Annotated in this window: 21 protein-coding genes; 6 read left to right on the forward strand and 15 right to left on the reverse strand. The window is 62.2% G+C overall.

Annotation, left to right across the window (positions count from 1 at the left end; all coding sequences use genetic code 11):
* Nucleotides 1-14 precede the first annotated feature (14 nt).
* The 4 genes from aldA to EOB80_RS00760 form a co-directional block, all read right to left on the reverse strand.
* The gene (gene aldA / locus EOB80_RS00745; RefSeq protein ID WP_127326334.1) at nucleotides 15-1505 is read right to left on the reverse strand and encodes an aldehyde dehydrogenase; all 1491 of its coding nucleotides are present in this window, start codon (nucleotides 1503-1505) and stop codon (nucleotides 15-17) included.
* Between the two features lie 41 nt (nucleotides 1506-1546).
* Nucleotides 1547-2578, reverse strand: coding sequence for a 4-hydroxythreonine-4-phosphate dehydrogenase PdxA (gene pdxA / locus EOB80_RS00750; protein ID WP_206516781.1), 1032 nt, complete (start codon nucleotides 2576-2578; stop codon nucleotides 1547-1549).
* Nucleotides 2579-2809: 231 nt separating this feature from the next.
* On the reverse strand, nucleotides 2810-3904 hold the full coding sequence (locus tag EOB80_RS00755) for a four-carbon acid sugar kinase family protein (protein ID WP_127326335.1): 1095 nt from the start codon (nucleotides 3902-3904) through the stop codon (nucleotides 2810-2812).
* Complete coding sequence (locus EOB80_RS00760) at nucleotides 3891-4754, reverse strand: DeoR/GlpR family DNA-binding transcription regulator (protein WP_164762475.1); 864 nt, start codon at nucleotides 4752-4754, stop codon at nucleotides 3891-3893. The genes EOB80_RS00755 and EOB80_RS00760 overlap by 14 nt, the downstream gene beginning before the upstream one ends.
* Nucleotides 4755-4957: 203 nt before the next feature.
* Here EOB80_RS00760 and EOB80_RS00765 point away from each other — a divergent pair, with 203 nt between their 5' ends.
* The 3 genes from EOB80_RS00765 to EOB80_RS00775 all read left to right on the forward strand — a co-directional run bounded on the left by EOB80_RS00765 (nucleotide 4958) and on the right by EOB80_RS00775 (nucleotide 8710).
* Nucleotides 4958-6151 carry an ABC transporter substrate-binding protein gene (locus tag EOB80_RS00765; RefSeq protein ID WP_127326336.1) on the forward strand — a complete coding sequence of 398 codons (1194 nt, stop codon included), beginning with the start codon at nucleotides 4958-4960 and terminating at the stop codon, nucleotides 6149-6151.
* Nucleotides 6152-6224: 73 nt separating this feature from the next.
* Nucleotides 6225-7709: a sugar ABC transporter ATP-binding protein gene (locus EOB80_RS00770; RefSeq protein WP_164762476.1), complete on the forward strand. Its 1485-nt coding sequence runs from the start codon at nucleotides 6225-6227 to the stop codon at nucleotides 7707-7709.
* 2 nt (nucleotides 7710-7711) lie between these two features.
* Nucleotides 7712-8710 (forward strand): ABC transporter permease, encoded by a 999-nt coding sequence (locus tag EOB80_RS00775; RefSeq protein WP_127326338.1) that lies wholly within the window; start codon nucleotides 7712-7714, stop codon nucleotides 8708-8710.
* Nucleotides 8711-9147: 437 nt separating this feature from the next.
* Here the strand turns inward: EOB80_RS00775 and EOB80_RS00780 are convergent, their stop codons facing one another.
* The 8 genes from EOB80_RS00780 to EOB80_RS00820 form a co-directional block, all read right to left on the reverse strand.
* Nucleotides 9148-9744 carry an ABC transporter ATP-binding protein gene (locus tag EOB80_RS00780; RefSeq protein ID WP_245466201.1) on the reverse strand — a complete coding sequence of 199 codons (597 nt, stop codon included), beginning with the start codon at nucleotides 9742-9744 and terminating at the stop codon, nucleotides 9148-9150.
* Nucleotides 9745-9825: 81 nt separating this feature from the next.
* Nucleotides 9826-10788 (reverse strand): hypothetical protein, encoded by a 963-nt coding sequence (locus EOB80_RS00785; protein WP_245466202.1) that lies wholly within the window; start codon nucleotides 10786-10788, stop codon nucleotides 9826-9828.
* Between the two features lie 327 nt (nucleotides 10789-11115).
* Entirely contained in the window at nucleotides 11116-11472 is a 357-nt protein-coding gene (locus EOB80_RS00790; protein ID WP_245466203.1) for a periplasmic heavy metal sensor, read from the reverse strand.
* A gap of 333 nt (nucleotides 11473-11805) precedes the next feature.
* A complete protein-coding gene (locus EOB80_RS00800) occupies nucleotides 11806-11991 on the reverse strand; it encodes an ATP-binding cassette domain-containing protein (RefSeq protein ID WP_348629481.1) in 186 nt (61 codons plus the stop codon).
* A gap of 11 nt (nucleotides 11992-12002) precedes the next feature.
* On the reverse strand, nucleotides 12003-12935 hold the full coding sequence (locus EOB80_RS00805; RefSeq protein WP_127326339.1) for a 3-keto-5-aminohexanoate cleavage protein: 933 nt from the start codon (nucleotides 12933-12935) through the stop codon (nucleotides 12003-12005).
* A 29-nt stretch (nucleotides 12936-12964) separates the two neighbouring features.
* Complete coding sequence (locus EOB80_RS00810; RefSeq protein ID WP_127326340.1) at nucleotides 12965-13813, reverse strand: carbohydrate ABC transporter permease; 849 nt, start codon at nucleotides 13811-13813, stop codon at nucleotides 12965-12967.
* A complete protein-coding gene (locus EOB80_RS00815; protein WP_127326341.1) occupies nucleotides 13810-14745 on the reverse strand; it encodes a sugar ABC transporter permease in 936 nt (311 codons plus the stop codon). Before EOB80_RS00815 ends, EOB80_RS00810 begins: the two co-directional genes overlap by 4 nt.
* 1 nt (nucleotide 14746) lies before the next feature.
* Nucleotides 14747-15997, reverse strand: coding sequence for an extracellular solute-binding protein (locus EOB80_RS00820; protein ID WP_127326342.1), 1251 nt, complete (start codon nucleotides 15995-15997; stop codon nucleotides 14747-14749).
* A 150-nt stretch (nucleotides 15998-16147) separates the two neighbouring features.
* Between EOB80_RS00820 and EOB80_RS00825 the strand changes: the two genes are divergently transcribed.
* From EOB80_RS00825 to EOB80_RS00835, 3 genes are all read left to right on the forward strand, one after another.
* Nucleotides 16148-17074, forward strand: a complete 927-nt coding sequence (locus EOB80_RS00825; protein WP_245466204.1) for a BadF/BadG/BcrA/BcrD ATPase family protein — start codon at nucleotides 16148-16150, stop codon at nucleotides 17072-17074.
* Nucleotides 17071-18093, forward strand: a complete 1023-nt coding sequence (locus EOB80_RS00830) for an SIS domain-containing protein (protein ID WP_127326343.1) — start codon at nucleotides 17071-17073, stop codon at nucleotides 18091-18093. The genes EOB80_RS00825 and EOB80_RS00830 overlap by 4 nt, the downstream gene beginning before the upstream one ends.
* 177 nt (nucleotides 18094-18270) lie before the next feature.
* Nucleotides 18271-19458 (forward strand): ROK family transcriptional regulator, encoded by a 1188-nt coding sequence (locus EOB80_RS00835; protein ID WP_127326344.1) that lies wholly within the window; start codon nucleotides 18271-18273, stop codon nucleotides 19456-19458.
* Between the two features lie 206 nt (nucleotides 19459-19664).
* Here the strand turns inward: EOB80_RS00835 and EOB80_RS00840 are convergent, their stop codons facing one another.
* The 3 genes from EOB80_RS00840 to EOB80_RS00850 are packed head-to-tail and all read right to left on the reverse strand — an operon-like array spanning nucleotide 19665 to nucleotide 22729.
* Nucleotides 19665-20438 carry an SDR family NAD(P)-dependent oxidoreductase gene (locus tag EOB80_RS00840; RefSeq protein ID WP_127326345.1) on the reverse strand — a complete coding sequence of 258 codons (774 nt, stop codon included), beginning with the start codon at nucleotides 20436-20438 and terminating at the stop codon, nucleotides 19665-19667.
* A 5-nt stretch (nucleotides 20439-20443) separates the two neighbouring features.
* Complete coding sequence (locus tag EOB80_RS00845) at nucleotides 20444-21778, reverse strand: dihydroorotase family protein (protein WP_127326346.1); 1335 nt, start codon at nucleotides 21776-21778, stop codon at nucleotides 20444-20446.
* A 15-nt stretch (nucleotides 21779-21793) separates the two neighbouring features.
* On the reverse strand, nucleotides 21794-22729 hold the full coding sequence (locus EOB80_RS00850; protein ID WP_127326347.1) for a polysaccharide deacetylase family protein: 936 nt from the start codon (nucleotides 22727-22729) through the stop codon (nucleotides 21794-21796).

Raw genomic sequence — 22729 nt, forward strand, 5'->3', positions numbered from 1 at the left:
TGGTTGGGCGCTGTTCAGCGTCCGTAAGGCATCAATGCCGCCGTGGCGGCACCCGAATAATTCACGTAGACTGTCTTCTTGCGCATGTAGCTCTCGAGCCCATGCACGCCGTCGTCACCGCCCAGTCCGCTTTCGCGGAAGCCGACATGGAAACCCTGCAGCATTTCCGGCCCAATCCGGTTCACGTAGATCTCACCGAACGAAACCTCGTTGACGGCGTTCATGACGCGGCCCAGATCATTGGTGAAAAGATAGGCCGACAGGCCATAGTTAGTGGCATTGGTGATGCTGACGGCCTCCTCGAAGGTGTCGAAGGGCATGATCGGCACGACTGGGCCGAAGATTTCGCGCGTCATTATCGGCATGTCAGCCGTCACGTCGGTCAGTACGGTCGGATTGAGCCAGTAGCCGCCATCGATGGGCGCCTTGGTCGGGCGTCCGCCGGCGAGAGCAAGCCTCGCGCCGCCCGCTACGGCTTCCGCAAGGACCGCCTCGACTTTTTCCAACTCTTCACGACTGACTTTCGGGCCGATATCGGTATTTGCCTGCATCGGATCACCGACGACGAGCGACTTGGAGAATTCCACAAAGCGTGTGACGAATTGGTCGTAAATCGAACGGTGAACGAGCGTCCGTTCGTTGCATATGCAGACCTGTCCGCAATTCATGTATCGCGACGTTGCTGCGGAACGAACCGCCAGGTCGAGATCGGCATCAGCCAGGACGATGAATGGCGCCTTGCCGCCAAGCTCCAGCGAAACAGGCGTCAGGTTGCGCGAAGCATTCGCCATGATGCGCTTACCGGTCGGTACGCTTCCAGTCATGGTGATGAGGTCGACGCCGGGTTCTGTGCAGAGCACTTCGCCTATGGTTTCACCTCGTCCCGTTATGATGTTCACGACGCCGGCCGGCACGCCCGCTTCGACAAAGATGCGAGCCATTTCGAGCGCCGAAAGTGGCGTGTCTTCATGCGGTTTGAGGACGATGGTGTCGCCGGCGATCATGGCGGGCGCCACCTTTCGACTGACCAGGGCGCTCGGGTAATTCCACGGAATAATGGCGGCGACCACGCCTACCGGCACACGCTGTATCCAGACCTGCTCTCCCGCGTAGTCGGATGGCAGGATTTCACCTTGAATGCGACGGGCAAACTCGGCGTAGTAATCGAAGAACTCGGCCGCGCCGCCGACTTCACCTATTGCTTCATTGATGGGTTTGCCTTGTTCCCTGACCACCACCTCGGCCAGATGTCGAGCGTTCTGCCGGATCAAGACCGCGATCCGCTTCATGATCGCCGCACGGGCAAGAGGCGCTTTGAGCCCCCAAGCCTTCTGCGCCTTACGCGCGGCCTCTATCGCCTGGCGAGCCTGATCCGGGCTTGCCTCGGGCACGTCGACAAAGGCCTTGCCATTGGCCGGATTGATCACCGAACGCGTGCCGGCTTCGCCGGTGACAAACTTCCCGTCGATCAACATGAGATAGGATTTCTTGTCTTCTACTTCCATGGTTCAATCCGCTTCCGCGTGCGTTGCAGGCGTGCCGACGCCTAAGGGTTGGATTTCGCCGCAGCCATCTGGACCGCGAACTCGATCGCTTCGACCAGACTGTCCTCATTCGCGATGCCCCTGCCGGCGATATCGAAGGCCGTGCCGTGGTCGACGGAGGTGCGGATGATTGGAAGGCCGAGCGTGACATTGACGCCAGAGAGCGCTTTCCACTCACCGGTCACGGGATCGACGTTGAAGCCGAGCAGCTTCACCGGGACATGGCCCTGATCATGATACATCGCGACTACGGCGTCATACTGGCGGGCACGCAGCTTGACGAAAACCGTATCTCCCGGAACAGGCCCGAATACAGTAAAATCGGTGGATTTGTAGGAGGCGACGACCGGGGTCGTGATGTCGATATCCTCACGACCGAAAATGCCGCCTTCACCGGCGTGCGGGTTGAGCGCGGCGATCGCAATGCGGGGATGGGCAATGCCGAGGCCGCGCAACGCCTCGACCGTCAACTGGATAACCCGCCGCAGCCGAGGTTCGGTCAGTTTCGACGGAACCTGGGCCAGCGCCACATGGGTCGAGACATGGCTGACGCGAAAATCGCCATGGGCGAGCATCATCACGGAATCGCGGGCGCCTGTCAGTTCTGCCAGCATGTCGGTGTGACCGGCATAATGATAGCCGGCCAGATTGAGCGCCTCCTTGTTGAGGGGAGCCGTAACGATGCCCGCAATTGAACCGGCCTGCGCCAGGCGAACGGCTTTTTCGATCGCCAGATAGGCGAGGCGCCCGCCTTCCGCCGACAAGACGCCTGTCTCAATAGGTGTGCGTTCGGGGCCGGCTTCGAGAATGGCTAGCGGCGGAAAAACCCCGGTGGCCGAAGCCGACGGCTGTTCCTCCTCGATGCGCCCGGAAATCGACTCCATCGCACGCATCGCGTTGACGCTGCCGATTATGAGGAGGGACAACGATCCGTCGGCAAGGCGCGGTTTCAGCCGTGCGCATGCCTTTGCGATGATCTCGGGGCCGATGCCCGCAGGATCACCCATTGTGATGCCGAGTCTTGGACCAGACATGAACGCCTCTATTCGGTCAATTGTGATCATCTTCTAATCCTTATCACCATCAATGCGCAATAGTTTTCTTTCGCGGTCATTCGTGATCAACGGTGGGGTGAAGATCGGCATGTTTTTCAGCCCCTCCGAGGGGAGGCGAGCCCATATCCCCGGGCTGCTGAACCGTCGTTTGACGTGATTTGACCGGCGGAAATGACCCGGCCCCATGCCTTTGGCCGGCGACGGTCTTGATCAGCGATGGGCTGGAGTCGCGAGCCTGCAGAAGAGGGCGCTGTCGCCGAATGCGCCAGATTTCGAGATTGTGGCCAGCCCCTTGAAAACACCGCCTTCGATCCTGGAAATCGGAAGCCCCGGCTCGATCTCGCTCTCGACCGTGAGTTCGACGACGCCGAGGCTGGAGCACACCGATCGCAATGTTTCACCGCCGGTGACGAGCAGCGTTCCGGGCTTTGGCAAGCCGTCGAGAAGCGAGGCAAACACCTTGCCGATATGATCTGCCACCGCGTGGCGATCTCCCGATGCAACGACGGTGACAACCGACGGCGCACCTCGCATGATCCGTTTCGCCAAATCCCTTTTCGCTTTGTCGATGTCGCGTTCCACGACGATATGCGCATCCGCATTCTCGGCGGCAAAAAAGGCCACCTGTCCCGCTGTGACTTCGTGATTTGTGCCGACAAGGCCCAGGAATGGGGCGGGCAGTGCCGGAACAGGCTTGTGTGGTATGCTTAGGTGTCGTGCCAGCGCTGCAGCGAGGCCGCCCGTACCAACCCAGAGCGTCCGCGGCGCGCTCGCCGTTGCAACGATTTCGTCCAGGTCCTTGTCCGTTTCGGCGTCGTAGAGGGTGATGAAATGAACTGGCCGCGCCCCCGGTATCGAACGTCCAGGCGAAAAGCGCTGACCCAGGCCGGCGACGATGTCGGGACCTACCATTTCGGACCGGTCGAGCCGCCATTGACGCCCAAGACGTGTAACGCGGCCCTGAAAGGGGAACGCGGGTGCCAGAACAACGCGCTGGTACCCACCCTCGACGATGCAGGCTTCTATTTCGGCGATGACGTGACCGCGCAGAAGGCTGTCGATCTTCTTGAAACTCAGTTGTCCGGCGGCAAGCCACGGCGCGTACCTCGAATGTCTCGCGACGGCCGTTGCCTCGGCACCCTCACGTGTGGCGATATCGACAGCCAAACGCCCCGAGAGCGCACGATCCAGTTGCCAGCTCACGCCGACACCGCGGCCTGGCGAGGCGAAGCAAACCGCGCTGTCCAGGGCGCCGGTCAGGTCGTCCGCGATGATCCGGATATCGACAGTCTCAAGAGCGCTCAACTGAAGAACCCGGACGGCTGACGCGCACGACGCGGACGTTCACATCGAGCGTCCGAAGATTGGTGAGGTTGGTCTGATCGATGCCGTCATCGGTAATGATCTGGTGGATGTCGGCCAGGCGGCAGATGGTGCAGAAATTGGGAGTGGTGAATTTGGAATTGTCGGCAAGCACGACCACCCGGCGTGCCGCGGCGATCATCGCCTGCTTCATCGCCGCGACCTCGAGCGAGGTCTCCGTGAGCATGTCCCCGGTGATGGCATGCGTGCCCAGAATTGCCACATCGGCGTGGATGGTGCGCAGGAAATTCTCGCCCGGCTGGCCAACCAGAGTTAGGGAACCCGGCTTGCAGGTGCCTCCAAGCATGACGAGGCGTACTCCCGGCACGGTTGCGAGTATCTGCGCGATCGCCAGACTGTTGGTGACGGCAGTAAGCGCAATGGGTGCAGCCGCGATGGCGCGGGCGACTTCCAGAACAGTCGTGCTTGCGTCGAAAATGACACTCTGGCCGGGGCGAAGTTCCGACATCATGGCCGCACCTATGGCCTCCTTCTCAGCCCTGGCGAAGTGTGCGGCAGTGGCGAGATCCGGCTCGAAGGTGGCGAGTTCCGTGCGTTGAAGCATTGCTCCGCCATGCGTTCGCTCCAATGCTCCCTGCCGTTCCAGTGTCTCGAGGTCGCGCCGGATGGTCGAAGGTGACGCGCCGATGAGATCGATGAGTTCCTGAACGCCAACGGTTCCTTCCCGTTTAAGGCATTCGAGAATGAAAGCATGGCGCTTGGCTGGGATCAGATCGACCCGTCCACGCCCGCCATCGTCTTCCCATGACCCGGCGGACGCTGACGGCGCCATATCTTCCACCGTTGATTTTCGAACATTCCTTGCCACGTTCCTATCTCCGCACAGTGCAGCAACACGCTCGCCGGAATCATGGCGAGCCCAGCATCGCGAATATCACGAATCCATTCGGCGAGCCCACTGGTTTGTCATGGCGATGAGCGAATTCCAATCGCTTTTGGCCTTATTAGAATTATTTTGACTGATTTTGACCATATGTGATAAGCGATGATCGTCAATCGTCGTCAATTGGCGCTGACAAGTGCGCAGTTCTTGTCAAAAAATGGGAATTAAGTCAGCGATTCAGAGCGCTTGGCTCTGTTGCGAACCGGGTTGGAGGAACCATGTCTTTCTTGTCGAAGCTGAAATCGGCGCTTGTCGGCGCCGCTGCCGCGGCCTTCTTGTCAACGGCGGCTGTCGCTGCCAATGAACCCACGGTCGGCGTTGTCGTGCCGACCCTGGATGCGCAATTCTGGAACAGCTATGTCGCCTTCATGAAGAAGGGAGCGGATGAGCTTGGGGTAAAGCTCGTCGTGCTCAATGCCGACAACAAGCCCGACCAGATGGTCAAGTCGCTAGAGGACTTGGTGGCCCAGAAAGTTGACGGCATTGTTTTCACACCCTATTGGGCCACTGCCGCTCGCGGGCTTACCTTGGCGAAGGAAGCCGAGATACCGGTCATCCTCACCGACAGCTACCCGGATTTTTCGCCTCAAACCGAGCGTTTCCCCAATTACATCGCCTTTATCGGGCCGAGCGATGAAGACGCCGGATACCAAATGGCCAAGGCGCTGTTCGCCGCGATCAAGCCGGGGTCGGATGGCAAGAAAGTGATCGGCGTGGTGAACGGCACCGCCGGCACCTCGGTCGCCATTGATCGTCGCAAGGGGCTGGAAGACGCTCTCAAGGAAGCGCCCGATGTGCGCGTCGCCGGCGAAGTGGATGGCAATTTCGTCCGTGATACGTCACAGACCGCGTTTGAATCGCTCTTCCAGGGCAATCCGGACATCACCGGCGTCTGGGCTGCGAACGGCGGCACTGCGACCGGCGTGATGGCTGCTCTCGAGAATCACGGGAAGGCGCCCGGCAAGGACGTTATGGTCGTCGGAATGGATCTCAACCCTGAGAATGTCGATGCGGTAAAGTCCGGCGACCTGCTTTTCGATATTGGCGGCCATTGGCTTCAGGGCGGCTTCGCCCTTGTCGCCCTTTTCGATCAGATCAAGGGTATGCCGGTTCCTGCGGGCGCCGACAATGTCAAGCTGAAGCTGCTGCCGCTGACCAAGGATCGCGTCGCGCAGTTCGAGAAGGACTTTCCTGGCGGCGTGCCGACATATGATTTCAGACAGCACTCCCGCTTCTACAACAAGGACGCCAAGCCAGCCGTTTTCGAGATGCAATATAGCAACTGAACGTACGGTTGGACCTGCCTGCAATCCTCCGGTTGCGGGCAGGACCTGCCTGGCATTTGGGCGTATTCAATTCATGACACTGACTGCGAGCGAGCTGCGCAAGAGCTACGGCCAGACACGCGCCGTAGATGGCGTATCGGTGGTGCTTCGGCCCGGTATGGTTCACGCCATCGTGGGCGAAAACGGAGCCGGCAAATCGACGACCTTGCGTATGCTTGCTGGCGCGGAACGGCCTGACAGTGGCGTCATGACCTTGGATGAAGCAAGCTATGCGCCACCAAGTGTCATCGGTGCGGCGGCCCTTGGCGTCTCGCTTGTATACCAGGAAATCACGATCAACCGTTCGCTGACCGTTGCCGAAAACATCTTCATCGATCGCCTGCGGCAGTTCGCCGGCCCTCTCGGTTTTATCGACCGCAGACGTATGGAAGCCGCGTCGCAAACGATCCTCGAACGGATCGGCGCGCAAATATCGGTCTCTGCCGACACAGGCCGCCTCAATCTCGGCGAGCTGAAATGCATCGAGATCGCCCGAGCGCTGTCTACAAGTCCGAAAATCCTCCTTCTCGACGAATCCACCGCCTATCTCGATCATCGAGAGGTTCAGGCCGTCCTTCGCGTCATCAGCGAACTCAAGGGGCAGGGGATGACTGTAGCCTTCGTTTCTCATCATCTCGACGAGGTGCTCGCCGTCGCCGATGAATTGACGATCCTGAAAGACGGGCAGTATGTCGGAACCTATCGCACGACCGAGATCGAGCCCAATGAAATTCATCGCCGCATGGTGGGGCGCGAGCTCGCGAGAAGCATCTATCCGCCGCGGCCGCCGAGAGATCCAAGCAAGCCTGTTGTCTTCGAAGCCTGCGAGGTCGCCGTTGGACGCGAACTCGGCGGCGTCAGCCTGAATGTGCATGCCGGCGAAATCCTCGGCCTTGCCGGATTGAAGGGCGCTGGCGCCGAGGCGCTGTTCGCAGCCATTTGCGGCGACTTGCCCTTGCGTGGTGGCTCGATGAAGCTTGCGGGTGGTTCTTATGCGCCGTCGAGTCCGACTTTCGCCTGGGGACAGGGCGTCGCCTACCTGCCGGGTGACCGTCACAATGAGGGCCTGATCGCCGACTTCAGTATCCTCGACAATCTGGTGATGGCCCGCCCGCCGCATCATGGGCCGTTCTTTGATCGCGCCGCTGCCACTGCCATCGCGGGTGACCTGATCGCCCAGATCGGCATCAAGACACAAAGCGTCGATTCGTCCTGCCGTTCGCTCTCGGGCGGCAATTTGCAAAAGGTGGTGATCGGCAAATGCCTGGCTGTCCAGCCGCGCTTGCTCCTGCTCAACAATCCTACACGCGGGGTCGATATCGGCGCCCGAACGGAAATCTATCGCCTCGTCAGGCAGAAGGCGGCGCAGGGCCTCGCCGTGATCCTGTCATCAGAAGACATGCCCGAACTGATCGGTATGTCGGACCGCTTGCTGGTGCTCCGGCAAGGACAAATTACGCATCGCATCGAGACGGCAGCCGATGCCACCGAGCATGACATCATTGGACATATGGCCTGACCATGGAAACGAACGTGACCTCGATCGCCACCAAGACACCGAACGCAACCAGGGAACCCGGCGTCAATGCCAAGTTCGAAGTCGTCAAACGCGGCGTTCCGCTTGCCATGCTCGTCCTGCTCATTGTGATCTTCTCGATAGCCTCGCCACGCTTCCTGACCTTCAGCAACCTTCTCATCGTGCTTCAACAGGGCACGGTGCTGCTGGTTGCTGCGCTCGGCATGACCTTCGTCATCATGGCCGGTTCAATCGATCTTTCGGTCGGTTCAATTGTTGCACTCGCGGCATTGGCAGCCGCATTGACAGCTGACAGCCTTGGCGCCGCGGCGATCATTCCCGCCATTGCCGTCGGTGCTGTTGCCGGATTGATCAACGGCGTTCTCCTAGCCAAAGGCAAGGTGCCGTCCTTCATCGCAACCATGGGAGCGATGGTGGTCTATCGCGGCATCGTGCTGCTTTTTACACGTGGCGCTCCTGTCTCGATCGAGGATGAGCAATTCCTTGATGTCTATACCAATCGGACTTTGGGCATTCCGCACTCCGTGATCATTGGCCTGGTGCTGATGGTTGTCGCGTATGGCATCATCAACAGGACGGTGTTCGGGCGCGAGGTTCGCGCCATAGGCGGTGGGGAACGTGTCGCCATTCTAACGGGCATTCAGGTCGCGCGCGTGAAAATCTATATGTATGTGCTTCTCGGTGCCTTGTGCGGCATTGCCGGCTTGCTACAAGCCGCGCGCGCCATGGCCGCCACCGCCCAACTCGGGGAGGGGCTTGAACTGGACGTCATAGCCGCGGTGGTCGTCGGCGGAACACCATTGACTGGAGGCGTAGGCAGTGTTGTCGGTACCATGCTGGGCGTTTTGATCATCACTCTGCTTTCCAACGGCATGAACATGGCCGGTGTCGATCCGTACCTTCAGAATATCGTCAAGGGTACGGTTTTGGTCTGCGCCGTATTCGTGACCATTGATCGCAAGAAGATCGGCATCATCAAGTAAGCGTCGAACTGCGGTTGGGCGAGATCTCGCGCCTTTCTGATCTTCGTGCACTCGACGTTGTATCTCCAGTCTGCTGGCGAACTCGCTGCTGGTCGCCGTCCGTCGCTCTTCCAGCCACGTACGCCATGGTGCGGTTGAAGGGTGGCGGTCGCTTCCTGCCGGCTTTCACGCAGCCGACCTACGTGGCGTAAGCGGTTCGCCCAATTTGACTCAAGAAGCTGATACAGCATTTGCTGATCATATTTATTTTGAAACGAATGGCAGCTTTGCGCCTCCGTCCGCTAGTTCGGGATGCCTTTGCCACTACCCAAAGGCAGACGTCACCCGAAAGCCGTTCCCTCTGGGTAAAAAAGCCGCGTTACCTCTTTGGCCAGCTCATGGGTTCCGACAGCGCCTGCATAACGTGGAGCTCAAAAGCGCCGGGCGCGTGGCTGGCCTCAGCCAACTGCCGGGCATCCCACTCTCGGACAATGCTGCCCTCGGCCAGAAGCACCGCGCGGTTGCAAAGGGCCGGGAACGGCTTCCACGATATGGGTGGAGATGATGACCGCGTGGCTGCCCCTCAGTGCGATGGCACGGATGATGCGCTTGACCTCAAAGGCGGCGAGCGGATCGAGGCCATTCAGGGATTCGTCGAAGATGAGCAGCGGTGGCGCGCCGAGCAATGCGGCGGCAATGGCAATCTTGGCCTGCGTGCCAAGCGAATATTCGGCAATCGGCCGTTCGATCCAGCGCCTCAGCCCCAATCTCTCGACAACATCGACGCCAGGCCAGTCATTCTCCGTACAGCCACGGACCGACGCGACGAACTGGAGATATTGCCGTCCGGTGAGCGCTGCCGGCAGTTCAGGCGGATCGATGGCCAGACCGAAGCCGGCCTTGGCGGGCTCCGGCGCGCTGGCGAGATCGAGGCCGTCGATCGCCACACTTCCCTGGAGCAGCCGGATCTGACCGGTGATCGCCTTCAGCAAGGTGGATTTTCCTGAGCCGTTTGCGCCGAGCAGGCCAAGGATGTCACCCCGATCGAGCGTCATCCCGATGCCGGCGACAACTGGTCGGCCCCCATAGCCGGCGCCGAGCCCGCGAACCGCGAGTATCTCGACAGATCGACACTGCTATCCATGGCGATATCTCCGTTGCGCCCGGTGCCACAGGAACAGGACAAGGGCGGCAAAGCCGATCAGCACCGTGCGCCCATATTCGAGCGACTCGTAGCTGGTGTAGGCGATGCTGCCGAGGAAGCTCAGCGCGGCGACGAATGGCGAGGTCATGAAATAGGCGGCAAACACCGCATAGGCGCCGTTCAGCGCCAGCAGCCAGAAGCCGCTAGCGAGCGGCAACGCCCAGGCCGACGGCTCAGCCGCCAGGGCAGCAACTGCCGGCAGGAGAAAGTAGGCGACCGACAATTGCAGGGGCAGCCGCGCCAGGCGCAGCCAGGCCCTGGTGAAGCCGAGCGGAGCCGTGCGCAGCACTGGCGAGTCGAGCGGATGGAAGCGCGCGCTCAGCATGAAGACGAGAAGGCCGCCGGTCAGGCCGGCCATGGCCGCCGGCACGGCATCGTGACGAACGAAGCTGATGGAGGCAGCAACAACCGTCGCGAAACCAAACAGGATGGCTGCTCCCACCAGCCGCCATGAAAGTACTATGCGGCCGGCGGGTAGATCCCAGGCCCAGCTGGAGAGCCAGGCCGGCGTCGAACGATCGACGGCACCTAGCAAGGGGCGGCGCCCGTCCGGATCCCTTGCGAGATCGGCAGTGTCGGCGTCGACCAGGTCGCGCGCGCTCCGCAGGCACAGGACGGCTGTCGCACAGAAGCCGGCGCCAAACAGGATCGCGGCGCCGAGACCCCAGGTCGCCGCCAGTGGTTTTGCAATGACGAGACAGCCAAGGCCTACTGCTGCTGCGACGATGAAAACAATGGGGACGCCCAGCGCACACGCCGCCACCGCCGCCATGCGCCGGCGCTCCCGAAGCGACAGCGGCAAAGCCTTCAGGAAAGGCGCGAAGGCGCGCGACAGGCAAAGCCTGGCGAGCGCGTTGCCAGCGAAGCCGCCAAGAATGAGAAGCGCGCTCGGCAAACCAAGCAGCCACAGCGCCTGCTCCTGCCGCAGCGTGGCCGCCCGGCCTGCAACGCGACAACGACGTCGGCCATGGCGTAGGCAAAAAGGGCCCAGCCACCAAGCCCGATCCAGGCAAGGTCGCGGCGGCGCATCGAGCGCAAGCCAGCCGAGAGTTCGCGCCGGAGCAAGGTCAGGACAAGCCCGTCGTGCCGCATTGTTCCATCTTCGTGATCGGGCCTCAAAGCCGGTTGGATATCGACATAGGTCGGTGACGATTGTGCCGCCAGTAGGGCCGTAGCGGCTCAGCCTCCCACAGGGGTTTGGCGGTTACATTCTTCAGCGCCATCAGGAGATAGCCCTGCATCGTCGCCTGAAGGCTGGTCGTGGCGGTGCGCACCCCGCCGTCGCGTCCTTCACCGCCGCTTGGTCAAAGGGTTTGGCTGTTTGTGCCGCCGCCACAATGGTGCGCGCGGCACGCAGTTCGCGCAGTGCCTGGAAGGTGCGAGCGCCGTTGTCGCGCAGCACGCCACGGAACTCCTTCCTTACCTCGGGCGGATAAGTGCTGGCAATCTCCGACAACAGCACGCGCGCCGCCGCGCCCTTGCGCAGGCCGTGCAAGGCATAGCCGAGCAGGAAGAAGTTGACCCCGAGCGAAAGGGCGAGCACCACCAGCGTCGCCGTCCATATCCGGGAACGCTTCAAAGCGAGCCCTCCTCTGCCGGATCATCCGGGACACGCCATAAGCCAGCGACGATCCCGACGCCAGCGCCAGAAGCTCCATATCGGACGGATCGTCCTGCAGCCGCGCCGCCTGGTAGCCTGCCAGCGTCGCCGCTATGAGCGCGGCAGCAGCGCAGGCGGCAAACCCGGCCCGACTCAAGAGCAGGCGCGGCAGGAAGGACGGCCGGCTCGAACCGGCTTCGATGCGGGCTAGCACCTTGCGCGCCAGCGCCTGATCGTCTGCCTCGGCCAGCGCCGCCTCGAGCACGAGACGGTCGAGCGCGGCATCCGGATCGTCATTCCGCTCCGCCGCCATCAAGGCCAGCGCCTGCTGGCGGAAAGGCGCCGGCCATGTTTCGACGGTATCGAGGTCGACTTGCCGCAGCCGGACGGTCCGACGAGGATGACGAACTCACCGGACGCGATGTCGAAAGATACGTCGAGGATAACCTTCGCCTTGCCAAGGGCTCTCTCGACGCCCGATATGGTGACCGCACTCATTAGTGTTGTCCTCAGAAAGAGACCTTGTCGCCACCCTTGAGCTGCAAAATCTGCCGCGCCTCGTCAGGGGTGGCCACCGAGGCACCGAGCCCCTCAATGATCTGGCGGACCTTCTTCACCTGCTCGGCGTTGGATTTCGCCAGCTGGCCCTTGCCGATCCACAGCGAGTCCTCCAGCCCGACGCGCACATTGCCTCCAAGCGCAATCGCCTGGGTGGCGATCGGCAGTTGGCTTCGGCCTGCGCCCAGCACCGACCAGTGGTAGTCCTGCCCAAACAGGCGGTCGGCGGTGCGCTTCATATGCGCGACATCCTCCGGATGGGTGCCGATGCCGCCAAGGATACCGAACACGCTCTGGACAAAGAACGGCGCCTTGACCAGGCCGCGCTCGACGAAATGGGCGAGCGTGTAGAGATGGCCGATGTCGTAACACTCGATTTCGAAACGGGTGCCGTTCTCCGCACAGGTGCGCAATATGTGCTCGATATCGCCAAAGGTGTTGCGGAAGATGCGGTCGCGCGAGCCTTCGAGATATGGACGCTCCCAATCATGTTCGAAGGTCTTGAAGCGCTCCAGCATCGGATAGAGGCCGAAATTCATCGAGCCCATGTTGAGCGAGGCGACTTCCGGCGCAAAGGTCGCCCCTGGCTTGACCCGCTCCTCGACGCTCATCGTCGCGGCGCCGCCGGTGGTGATGTTGATCACGCAGTCCGAGCGCTGCTTGATCACCCTGAGGAAGGGCGCGAAGGCCTCGGTCGACTGGTCGGGACGGCCATCGACGGGGTTGCGCGCATGCAGATGGACGATGGCAGCGCCGGCCTCCGCCGCGCCGATCGCGGCCTCGGCGATGTCTTGTGCGCTCACCGGCAGATGCGGCGACATTGACGGCGTGTGGATCGAGCCGGTGACCGCGCAGGTGATGATGATCTTGTTCTGGTTCGCCACTTGAAACAATCCTCGTTACTGACAGTGCCTTATTTCACCGCACCCTGAGTGATGCCGGAGATGAACTGCTTCGACAGAACGATGTAGAGCAGCGTGATCGGCAACGCCGCCAGCGTCAGCCCGGTGAATAGCACGCCCCAGTCGGTGGTGAATTCGCCGACGAAGACGGTGAGGCCCTGCGGCAGCGTCTTGAGATTGTCGGAGGTGATCAGCACCAGCGGGAAGAAGAAGTCGTTCCAGATGGGCACGGCGTTCTGGATTGCGACGATGACGAGCGCCGGGCGCGCCAGCGGCAGCATGATCGATCGCATGATGCGAAATTCGCTGGCGCCGTCCATGCGCGCCGACTCTTCCAGTTCGCGCGGCAAGGTCCGGAGGAAGCCGGTCATGATGAACACGGCTGAGGGAATGCCCATGGCGACATAGACCAGCACCAGGCCGGCATAGCTGTCGACCAGGCCCAGTGAATCCAGCTGGATGAACAGCGGAATGATCGCCAGTTTCAGCGGCACGGTCATGCCGCTGAGGAAAAACATCAGCACCAGAGCGCTCAGCCTGAACTGGTAGCGGGCAATCGCATAGGCGGCCATGGTGCTGAACACAAGGATCAGCGCGACCGCGGCCATGGTGATGCCGACAGAATTGGCGAGGTAGCGGATGAAGTTGGTTTCGTTCCACACACGCTCGGCATTGGCCAGCGAAAAGTGAGCCGGCAGGGCGAAGGGCGAGCTGAATATCTCGGCATTGGTCTTGAAGGACGACATCACCATGACGAACAGCGGATAGATCATGATGACGGCATTGACCGCCAGCATCAGCTGGATGGCGCCGTTCTTCAACAGCTCGCCGGGTTCCCTGGTGCCGTTTGTTTCGCTCACAGTTCGATCTCACGACGGCGCAGGTAGCGAAGCGCGATTGCAGTGACGCCTGCAACGATGATGAACATCATCACGGCCAGCGCGCTACCCTGGCCGAAATCCTGGATGCCGGTCGTCGTGGAGCCGAAGGCGGTGCGGTAGAAATAGAGGCCGAGCACGTCGGTGGCGCCGCCGGGCGAACCGGTAAGGCCGGCCATCACATAAGGGATTTCGAACCAGTTGAAGCTGCCGATGAAGGTCAGGATAGTGACGATGGTGACGCTGGGCGCTATCAGCGGCCACACGATCTTGGTCATCAGTACATAGTCGCCCGCTCCGTCGAGACGGGCGGCCTCGATCACGTCCTTGCTGATGCGCTGCATGCCGGCCAAAAGCACCAGAGTCGGGAAGCCGAGCCAGTGCCAGACATTGGCGAACAGGACGCTGCCTAGTGCGGTGTGTTCGTTGCCGAGCCACGGGATGGCGCTGATGCCGACCAGCGCCAATGTCTGGTTCACCAATCCGAACAGCGGATGCAGGAACAGTTTCCACAGGAAGCCGACGATGACCGCCGACAGCACGACCGGAAGAAAGACGATGACCTGGTGGATACGGTGGCCGGGCAGCGCCTTCAGCAAGGCATAGGCGAGCAGGAAGGCGGTGCCGTTCTCGAACACCATCAGCGCCACGAAGGCGATGATGTTGTGCTTCAGCGCATTGTAGGTCCAGTCGCTGTAAGGCTGTTCAAACAACACCTTGCGGAAGTTTTCAAAGCCGATGAATCCGGTCGGCTGCAAGCCGTTGAACTCATAGAAGGCAAGGCGGAAGGCCGACAGCAGCGGCCAGAGCACGAACAACACCATGACCATCAGGGCCGGTGTCAGCAGGGACGCGATCCAGAGTGACCGGCGCCACGGAAAGGCTTTTGTGGTGTGGCGTCGGCCGATGTTCATGTCACTTGCCCTGGAAAGGCTTGTACCATTTGGCGAGGCCGCTGGTCAGGTCGGCGGCCAGCTGGTCCGGGGTGATCGAACCCGACATCATCTTGGTGATGTCGCCCTGCAGCAGCTCCGATCCCGTCGGCTTCTCGAAACGGAAGTAGACGACATTGATATGCGGCATGGCGGTTTCGTTCAACTTGGCGACGTGGGCGAGAAGCTCGTCCTTGATGACGACGCCCTTGATCGGCGAGATGTTGCCGAGCAGCGCGGAGAACTTGTCGCCGAACTCCTTTGTGCCCATCCAGTTGACGAGCTTGAGCGCCGCCTCCTTGTTGGCCGACTTGGCGTTGACGGCATAGCCGCCGTCGAAGAACTTGGTCACCTGCGGGGTGTCGCCGGCCTTGGCCATGGGCGGGGCGACGAAGTCCATGTTGATGGCCGGGTTCTGGGTGCGGTAGCTGGCGATGTCGAAGCTGCCGCCGGCCAGCATCGCCGCCTTGCCGCTGATGAACAGCTGGCCGGCGGTGTCATAGTCGATGCCTTCGAAGCCGGGCGGCATGTAGTCGCGCAGTTCGAGTAGCTTGCCGAGCGCCGCGACATAACGCGGGTCCTTGAAGGTGGTCTTGCCCGACGTCAGGTCGCTGACAAAGTCCTGACCGAGGAACGGGTTGGTGAAGATGGCGACGAACATCTCGTTGAACCAACTGGTGCCCATGCCGTTGGCTAGGGGGTAAATACCCTTGTCCTTGAGCGCCTTGCTGACAGTTATGAACTCATCCCATGTGGTCGGCGGGGTCAGCCCGGCCTTGGCGAAGACGTCCTTGTTGATGAACAGGCCGAGCGTCTGCGAAGCGAAGGGTAGGGAATAGACCTTCTTGTCGGCGCGGTAGGTGCCGGCCACCAGCGCATCGGCCGGCTGGTTGGCGAGCGAAGGCACCGTGGTCAGATCCTGCGGTTCGAAATAGCCGGCCTTTACGAACTGCTCCAGCCAACCGTAAGCATGGGTGTGGATGACGTCGCCGCCCTTGCCGGCGGCCAGCGCCGTCGAGACGATGGTCGGATAGTTCTCGTCCGGGAAGGACTCGAACTTCACATGGATGTCCGGGTTGGCCTTGGTGAAATCGGCGAAAAGTTCATTGTAGGCAGCCTTGTCTTCCTGGCGCCAGGTCCAGAACGAGATGTCGGTGGCATGCGCCACGCTGGCCGCCATTCCCCATGCGAAAGACGCGGCCGCGAGGGCCAGCCCAATCCTTCTCCTGCTCATGTTGCAATCTCCCAATGCGCTTGATGCGCTTTTTACGACCACTATCAAATCATAGTCCTTGCCGTCTGGAAAGATAGTTTGTAAAGTTTCCTAACTAACGAGGATTTGGACGCGGCAACCCGCTTCGTCCGGCGTGCGCGGTGGATGTCGGTGACCCAGAAAATCATTGCAGGCGTGGATATAGGCGGAACCAAGACGCGTATCATGGCGTGCCAGGGCGAGCGCATGATCGCCGACGAGGTGCTGGTGACGGAGGCCTGGCGCATCCGCCAGATGGAGACCGATGCCGAGACGCTGGCCGGGATCGTGGGCAGATTGTGCGGCGGCGTCGCGCCCGCTGCCCTGGCTGTCGGCGCGCATGGCTGCGATACGGATGAACAGTGTCTTCGTTTCCAGGCTTTGCTGGCCAACAGGACTGGCGCTGCGGTGCAGGTCGTCAACGATGCCGAACTGATGGTGCCAGCCGCCGGGCATGTCGATGGCATCGGCGTCGTCTCCGGCACAGGCTCCATCGCGGTGGCACGCACGGTCGATGGCAAGATGCTGGCGGCGGGCGGCTGGGGCTGGATCCTTGGCGACGAGGGCAGCGCACCGGCATTGGTGCGCGAAGCCGCGAAGGCGATCCGCCACAGCCTCGATCGGGGCCAGGATGGCGACCCGCTGATCGCCGCGCTGATGCGAGAACTCGATACCGACGACCAGACCAAGCTTGGCATTCTGCTCAATGAAACGCGTGGTGCTGCGGTCTGGGGCCGTTATGCCAATGCCGTGTTCGATGCGGCGGTCGTCGGCTCAGTTCTCGCCATCCGCGTTATCAGGGAAGGTGGGGCAGGGTTGGCCGCATTGGTCGAGCTCTTGATCGAGCGCGGCGCCAATCCCGCCCTTGTCGTGGCTGGCGGCGGTGTCATTTCGGAGCAGCCGATGCTGATGACGGCATTCGTCGAGGCTATGGCAAAGGTGTCGCCGTCGAGCCAGGTGTTGCTGCTGCGGGAGCCGCCGGTGCTTGGCGGTGTCGCCTTGGCTAGGCGACTGCTCGTGGGCCAGGATCTGTCCCCATCGATGGAGCCATTTGAATGATGAAGCGTATCGGCTACCGCCCGGCGGTGGCGCGCCAGACGGAGAGTCTCGAAATTGGCAGGCGTTCGGTGGCCTTGTCGCTGGACAAGCTGGATCTCAGCACCTTTGCCGGCAAGACGATCGGGCTTGCCGGCATCGGCGCCAGCTACCAGGCGGCGCTAGCCGGTGCGTTCTACCTCCGCGCCTCCGGCATCAGGGCTTTTGCCTATACGCCAACCGATCTTTACGGCCGCACGGATGCGGCTGCAGATGCCTTCATCGCACTGTCCGCCTCCGGGCAGAGCCGCGAGATCGCCGACGTCATGCACGAGGCATCGGGCTCGCCGCGCCTGGCGGTCTGCCGTGGCAGCGACAATCCGCTGGCTGATCTCACCGGCGCGGTGCTGGCAACGGATTCGGGTGCCGACAATGGGGCCAGTTCGACCGGCTATACCGGGACCTTGCTGGCGCTCGGCATGTTGATCGACAAGCTCGCCGGCAACAGCTTCGACTGGGCGCGTTTGCCCAGCGCGGTGGCGACTGTTCTCTCTGGTGCTCAAAGCGCTGCCGGGCAGGCGGCACACCTGTTGCAGGGCAGAACATCCATCGACATCGTCGGTGCCGGCGTCGGCTTCGCCAATGCCGGCGAGGCGGCGATGCTGATCCGCGAGGCGGTTCGGGTGCCGGCCTCGGGCTGGGACACGCTGAACTACCTGCACGGGCCGATGGAATCGCAGGATGCACCAACAGGACTGATCGCCATCGGCGATGGCCGCGAGGTGAAGATCGCGCAAGATGTCGCCGGCTTCGGCTGCCCCTCTTTGCTGGTGACGCGGCGCAGCGATGTCGCTGCAGCCGACAGGCTGGTGCTGATCTCGATTCCGGCGCTCGGCAACGCCATGGCCGATGCCATACTGGAAATCGTCGCCATCCAGCTGGTTGTCGGCGACATGCAGGACGCGGCTGGCCTTACCGATATCGTGTTTCGCTACCGCCAGACCGATACCAAGCTGAAGCCGTGGTCGCCGACAGAAGTCTAGGGAGTCCGTGCATCTTCGATCGCGTTTGACCTTCGCTTTCAGATGATGCTCCTGGAAATTGCCAAACCGCAGAGCAATAGGGCATTCAGGGGTACATACGCGCACTTTTGAGTCGTGCCGGTGATTTCGTGCGCGACCATTGGCAACAGGATTTCAGGCAAAGGTCGAACGGCTGAGATGGCTGCGGAAATCCCCAATCTGACCGACAGCGCCCGCGCTGTGCTGCGCATGCTCGCCGCGCAGGGGCCGGTGACGCGGCCGAAGCTCGGCGCCATGCTCGACCTGTCGAAGCCGACCATGTCGGCGGCGGTATCGGAGTTGAGTGCGCTCGGCCTCGTTGCCTCGCGTGGGATTGAGCGCGGCGCCATTGGCCGCACGGCGACGATCTACGGCATCGGCCCGGGTGCGGGCTACGCAATCGGCATCGATGTCGGCGCCGCCCAGGTGCGCGCCGTCGCCTATTCGATAGATGCGCAGAAGCTGGCATCGATCGAAGAACCCATCCCGGAAGCGATAGCCGGCGATGCCGACGCGGTCGGCGCCGTCGTAGAGTCGGTGGCGCGTGCCACCATGGCCAGGGTCGCCAAGAGTTTTCGCGCGCTGCGCGCCATTGCGGTGGCGGTGCCGCGCATCGTCTCCAACAATCGTTTTGACCGGCCCGGCGGGCCGTCCGCCGTGCTTGGCCTGCTGCGGCGCAGTATCAAAGTGCCGATCATCCTGGAAAACAACGTCAATTGCGCGGCCATCGGCGAGATGCATTTTGGCGCCGCGCAAGGCCACCAGACCTTCGCCTTCCTGCAGGTTGGCGTGCGGGTCGGCCTCGGCTTCATCACCGAGGGACGTTTGTTTCGCGGCGCCGGCGGTGCTGCCGGCGAAATCGGCCGCATGCCGTTTCCATGGTCGGCCAGCGAGTCGCCCCATCGTGAAGGGCTCGAACATTATCTCGGCTCGCGGGCGTTGATCGAGCGCTGCCGTGTCGACTGGCCCGCAGGAGAAGGCGTGCCGCCCGACTCGGCCAAGGATCTTTTTGCACGCGCGCTCGAGGGCTCGCCGCCGGCGGTAGCGGCCGTCGCGCGCCATGGCGCCGATATCGGCAGGCTGGCGGCCGGCTGCATCGGCATGCTCGACCCCGGCCTGATCGTGCTTGGCGGCGGTGTCGGCAGAAACCCGCTGATGACGGAAAACGTCGAACGCGTCGCAGCAGAGCTTGCATGGTCAACACCCATCGCTGTCAGTTCCCTGGGGGATGACGGGACCGCGCTCGGTGCCGTGAAGCTGGCGGTTGATTACACTCTCGGGCTGATGCTGCGCGAAGGGCGTCACCCGGCTGTGGTGCTGCCGCCATTGTCAGAGCTGGAGCGCTAGTAGTGGTCTGATTTGGAAGATACCGCGTGACCAGATCGCTTCTGGAGAACTGTTTGCGACTGCGACTACTACCGTTGCAGAGCGCGTGTCTCGACTCTGGGGGCGAAAAAGTGCCCACGTAATGTTTTGACCTGTTCGTCGGCCAACGTCCCTTGCTGCAGCCCTTGCCCGCGGTCTCCGGGCAGTCGGCCTTAGGTCTTACTAGGTCAGCCCGCCATCCAGCCGCCGTCCACCATCAGGTTGATGCCTGTAACGTAGCTTGCCATGTCGCTGGCGAGAAACAAGGCGGCTCCGGCCACGTCGTTCGGATGACCAAGCCGCGGCCATGGCGTGCGCCTTCGCGAATAATCGAGCGCGTCGGGATCGTTGGCGACACCCGGCTTTCCGGTGACGATTTTGCCTGGCGCAATCGCGTTGCAGACGATCAAATCGCCGGCGTGGTCGACCGCAATCTGCCGTGTCATCTGCACGATGCCGCCCTTGCTCACCGAGTAGGGGAAGTCGCCGGGGCAGGCGACCATGCCGTGCTGCGAGGAAATGTTGATGACACGGCCGCGCACGTCGTTGACCGGTGCCTGGCCGAGCATCTGCATCACCGCCCGTTTCGAGCAGTAGAAGAAGCCGGTCAGGTTGACGCCGATGACGCGCTGCCATTGTTCTGGCGTGGTGTCGATCAGATTGGTGCTGGTGTAAATCGCGGCGTTGTTGACCATCACGTCGAGCCGTCCGAACTGCGTGACCGTCGCATTGACCAGCGCATCGACGGCGCTCCAGTCAGAGATGTCGGTCCGGATGTAAACTGCACCTCCGCCGGCCGAGCGGATCAACTTCACGGTGCTCTTACCGCCTTCGATCGGCTGCTCGACCGTGTCGGCGATGACGACGCTCGCGCCCTCGGCCGCGAATTTCAGCGCGATGGCGCGGCCGATGCCGGAACTGCCTCCGGTGACGACGGCGATCTTGTTGGCGAGCAGGGGCATGGTCCTCAGCTTTCCCGGATGACGATGGTTCCAATTTTCGGGCCGATCAGTTTTCCCTCGCGCGCGATTTCGCGACCGCGCAGGAAGACGCTTGTCAGCCGCGCCTGGACGGTCCAGCCATCGAATGGCGTATAGCCCGCTCGCGACACCTGATCGGCATTGGCGATCGTGCTGGACTGGCGCGGATCGAGGATGAGGATATCGGCATCGTAGCCGGTGGCGATCCGTCCCTTGCGCCGGCCAAGCCCGAAGCGCTCGGCCGGATTGCGGGCGCACAGGCGCACCAGATCGGACAATGCGATCAAGCCTTCATCGACCAGTTTCAGCATCGCCTGCAACAATGTCTGCAGTCCTGGCATGCCACCCGGTATGTCGGCGAAAACCTCGTAGGACGCGGCCTTCTCGGCCGGTGTGTGCGGCGCGTGGTCGGTGGCGACGATGTCGATCAGTCCTGCGCTTAGCGCGGCGCGCAGTGCATCCACATCATGCGGCGAGCGCAACGGTGGCGAGGCCTTCAGTTTGGGGCCTTGTGTCTCGTAATCCGCGGCAGTGAAGAAGAGGTTCTGCGGGGTGGTTTCGACGCTGGCATCGGCCATGCCGCGCAGCCGGCTCCACGTCTCGACGCCGAGTTCGGAATTGATCTGGCGGACATGAATTCTGGTCTCGGCCGAGGCGGCGGCGATGAGCGCCCGGGCGATGCCGTTGGCTTCGGCCAGCGGCGGCCGGCTGGCCTGAAAGGCGGCGACGGTACCGGAGGGGTCGAGCGCTGTGCTGCCGGTCAGGATCGATTGATCGCCAGGCGAGATGCCGATCAAAGTGTCGCTGCCGGCGAAAGCCTTCAACGCCTCGGCCACGGCGTCGGGCGTTGCAAAGAGGAAGTCATCGGGCACATCGGCGGTGAACAGCTCGAACGAGACCGGCGCGAGATCGAGCAGGCCAGGGATCAGCGACAGGTTGCGGCTAACCACGGCCTGCAAGCCGACATCGACATGGATGCGGGCCTCAGTCATCGCCATCTTGTCGGCAAGCTGTTCGGCCGTGGCCGTCCACGGCTCGTCGGTCGGCATGTCGAGCACCGTCGTCACGCCGCCAAGGGCCGCGGCATGCGTGCCGGAGGAAAAGTCCTCCTTGTGCGTCAGTCCAGGCTCGCGCAGATGCGCGTGCGCGTCGACCAGGCCGGGCAGCAGATAGGCACCGGAAGCATCGAAAACGGAACTGGCCGAAGCCGTCTCGCCAGGCTGGACCAGCGCCGCGATACGGCCATCGGTAATACCCACATCGCGCCGCTCGAACCCTTCGGCGTTGACGATGGTGGCTCCCCGGATCAGGGTTTCGAACATGCCGTCTTGCTTCCGTTAGCCGCGCCGCTCGAAGCCGGCATGATTGTCCAGCCAGAACCGGGCAATGTCTTGGCGGCGCATGAAGGCAGCGGCTGGCTTTTTCTTCACGTGCTCGATCACCTCGCGCAGCCCGGATGCTCGGTTGGGTTGGCCCATCCAGCGCGCATGGATGCCGATCGTCAGCATGCGGCCGCCGGTCTCATCGGCCTCGTCGAGCATGTAGTCGATCGCCGAGCGGCAGTCCTCGGCGAAATCGCGCGGATTGCTGTAGCCCGGCGCCACCAGATAGCGGCTGTCGTTGAGCGTCTTGGAATAGGGCACGACCAGGATCTCAGTGCCTTGATGGTCGAGGAAATAAGGCAGGTCATCGTTGCAGGGATCGGAGTGGTAGAGGAAGCCCCCTTCCTCGACGAGCAGATCGCGCGTGTTGACGCTAGGCAGCGAGCGGCAGTTCCAGCCGAGGGGCCGCCTCCCCAGCAGTTTCTCGTAGAGCGCGATCGCTTCATGCAGCTGGCGCCTTTCCTCGCTGCGCTCCATGGTCGTATAATCGATCCAACGCAGGCCGTGGCCGAGCAGATCGTGCCGTCGCGTCTTCATCCATTCGACGAAGGGCGGGTTGCGCTCCAGCGCCACCGCGCAAGCGGAGATGGTGATCGGGATGTCGTAGCGATCGAAGAGTCGTGCCAGGCGCCAGACACCGGCGCGGCTGCCATATTCGAAATGCGTCTCGGTGCCGAGGTCGCGCACCGGCGGGCTCGAGGTGAGATTGTATTCGCCCCAATTGTCGTTGCGGCCGTCTTCGGGCCAGGAATATTCCGAGCCCTCCTCGTAGTTGAGCACGAGGTTGATGGCGAGCTTGACGCCGCCGGGCCAGGTCATGAAGGGTGGGCGCGGACCATAGCCGACGAAGTCGCGCGGCTGGGCCGGTTGCGAGGCAGCGCTCGGCGTCAT

It is taken from the genome of Mesorhizobium sp. M7A.F.Ca.MR.245.00.0.0 (assembly GCF_003997415.1).
Classification (GTDB): Bacteria; Pseudomonadota; Alphaproteobacteria; order Rhizobiales; family Rhizobiaceae; genus Mesorhizobium.

Bases quoted from the DNA above. Each gene is read 5' to 3' on its own strand.
- EOB80_RS00840 (WP_127326345.1), bottom strand. From the start codon at position 20,438: ATGCCCCTGCTCGCCAACAAGATCGCCGTCGTCACCGGAGGCAGTTCC.
- EOB80_RS00770 (WP_164762476.1), top strand. From the start codon at position 6,225: ATGACACTGACTGCGAGCGAGCTGCGCAAGAGCTACGGCCAGACACGC.
- EOB80_RS00780 (WP_245466201.1), bottom strand. From the start codon at position 9,744: ATGACGCTCGATCGGGGTGACATCCTTGGCCTGCTCGGCGCAAACGGC.
- EOB80_RS00830 (WP_127326343.1), top strand. From the start codon at position 17,071: ATGATGAAGCGTATCGGCTACCGCCCGGCGGTGGCGCGCCAGACGGAG.
- EOB80_RS00835 (WP_127326344.1), top strand. From the start codon at position 18,271: ATGGCTGCGGAAATCCCCAATCTGACCGACAGCGCCCGCGCTGTGCTG.
- EOB80_RS00820 (WP_127326342.1), bottom strand. From the start codon at position 15,997: ATGAGCAGGAGAAGGATTGGGCTGGCCCTCGCGGCCGCGTCTTTCGCA.
- EOB80_RS00775 (WP_127326338.1), top strand. From the start codon at position 7,712: ATGGAAACGAACGTGACCTCGATCGCCACCAAGACACCGAACGCAACC.
- EOB80_RS00850 (WP_127326347.1), bottom strand. From the start codon at position 22,729: ATGACGCCGAGCGCTGCCTCGCAACCGGCCCAGCCGCGCGACTTCGTC.
- pdxA (WP_206516781.1), bottom strand. From the start codon at position 2,578: ATGTCTGGTCCAAGACTCGGCATCACAATGGGTGATCCTGCGGGCATC.
- EOB80_RS00800 (WP_348629481.1), bottom strand. From the start codon at position 11,991: ATGAGTGCGGTCACCATATCGGGCGTCGAGAGAGCCCTTGGCAAGGCG.
- aldA (WP_127326334.1), bottom strand. From the start codon at position 1,505: ATGGAAGTAGAAGACAAGAAATCCTATCTCATGTTGATCGACGGGAAG.
- EOB80_RS00845 (WP_127326346.1), bottom strand. From the start codon at position 21,778: ATGTTCGAAACCCTGATCCGGGGAGCCACCATCGTCAACGCCGAAGGG.
- EOB80_RS00760 (WP_164762475.1), bottom strand. From the start codon at position 4,754: ATGGCGCCGTCAGCGTCCGCCGGGTCATGGGAAGACGATGGCGGGCGT.
- EOB80_RS00815 (WP_127326341.1), bottom strand. From the start codon at position 14,745: ATGAACATCGGCCGACGCCACACCACAAAAGCCTTTCCGTGGCGCCGG.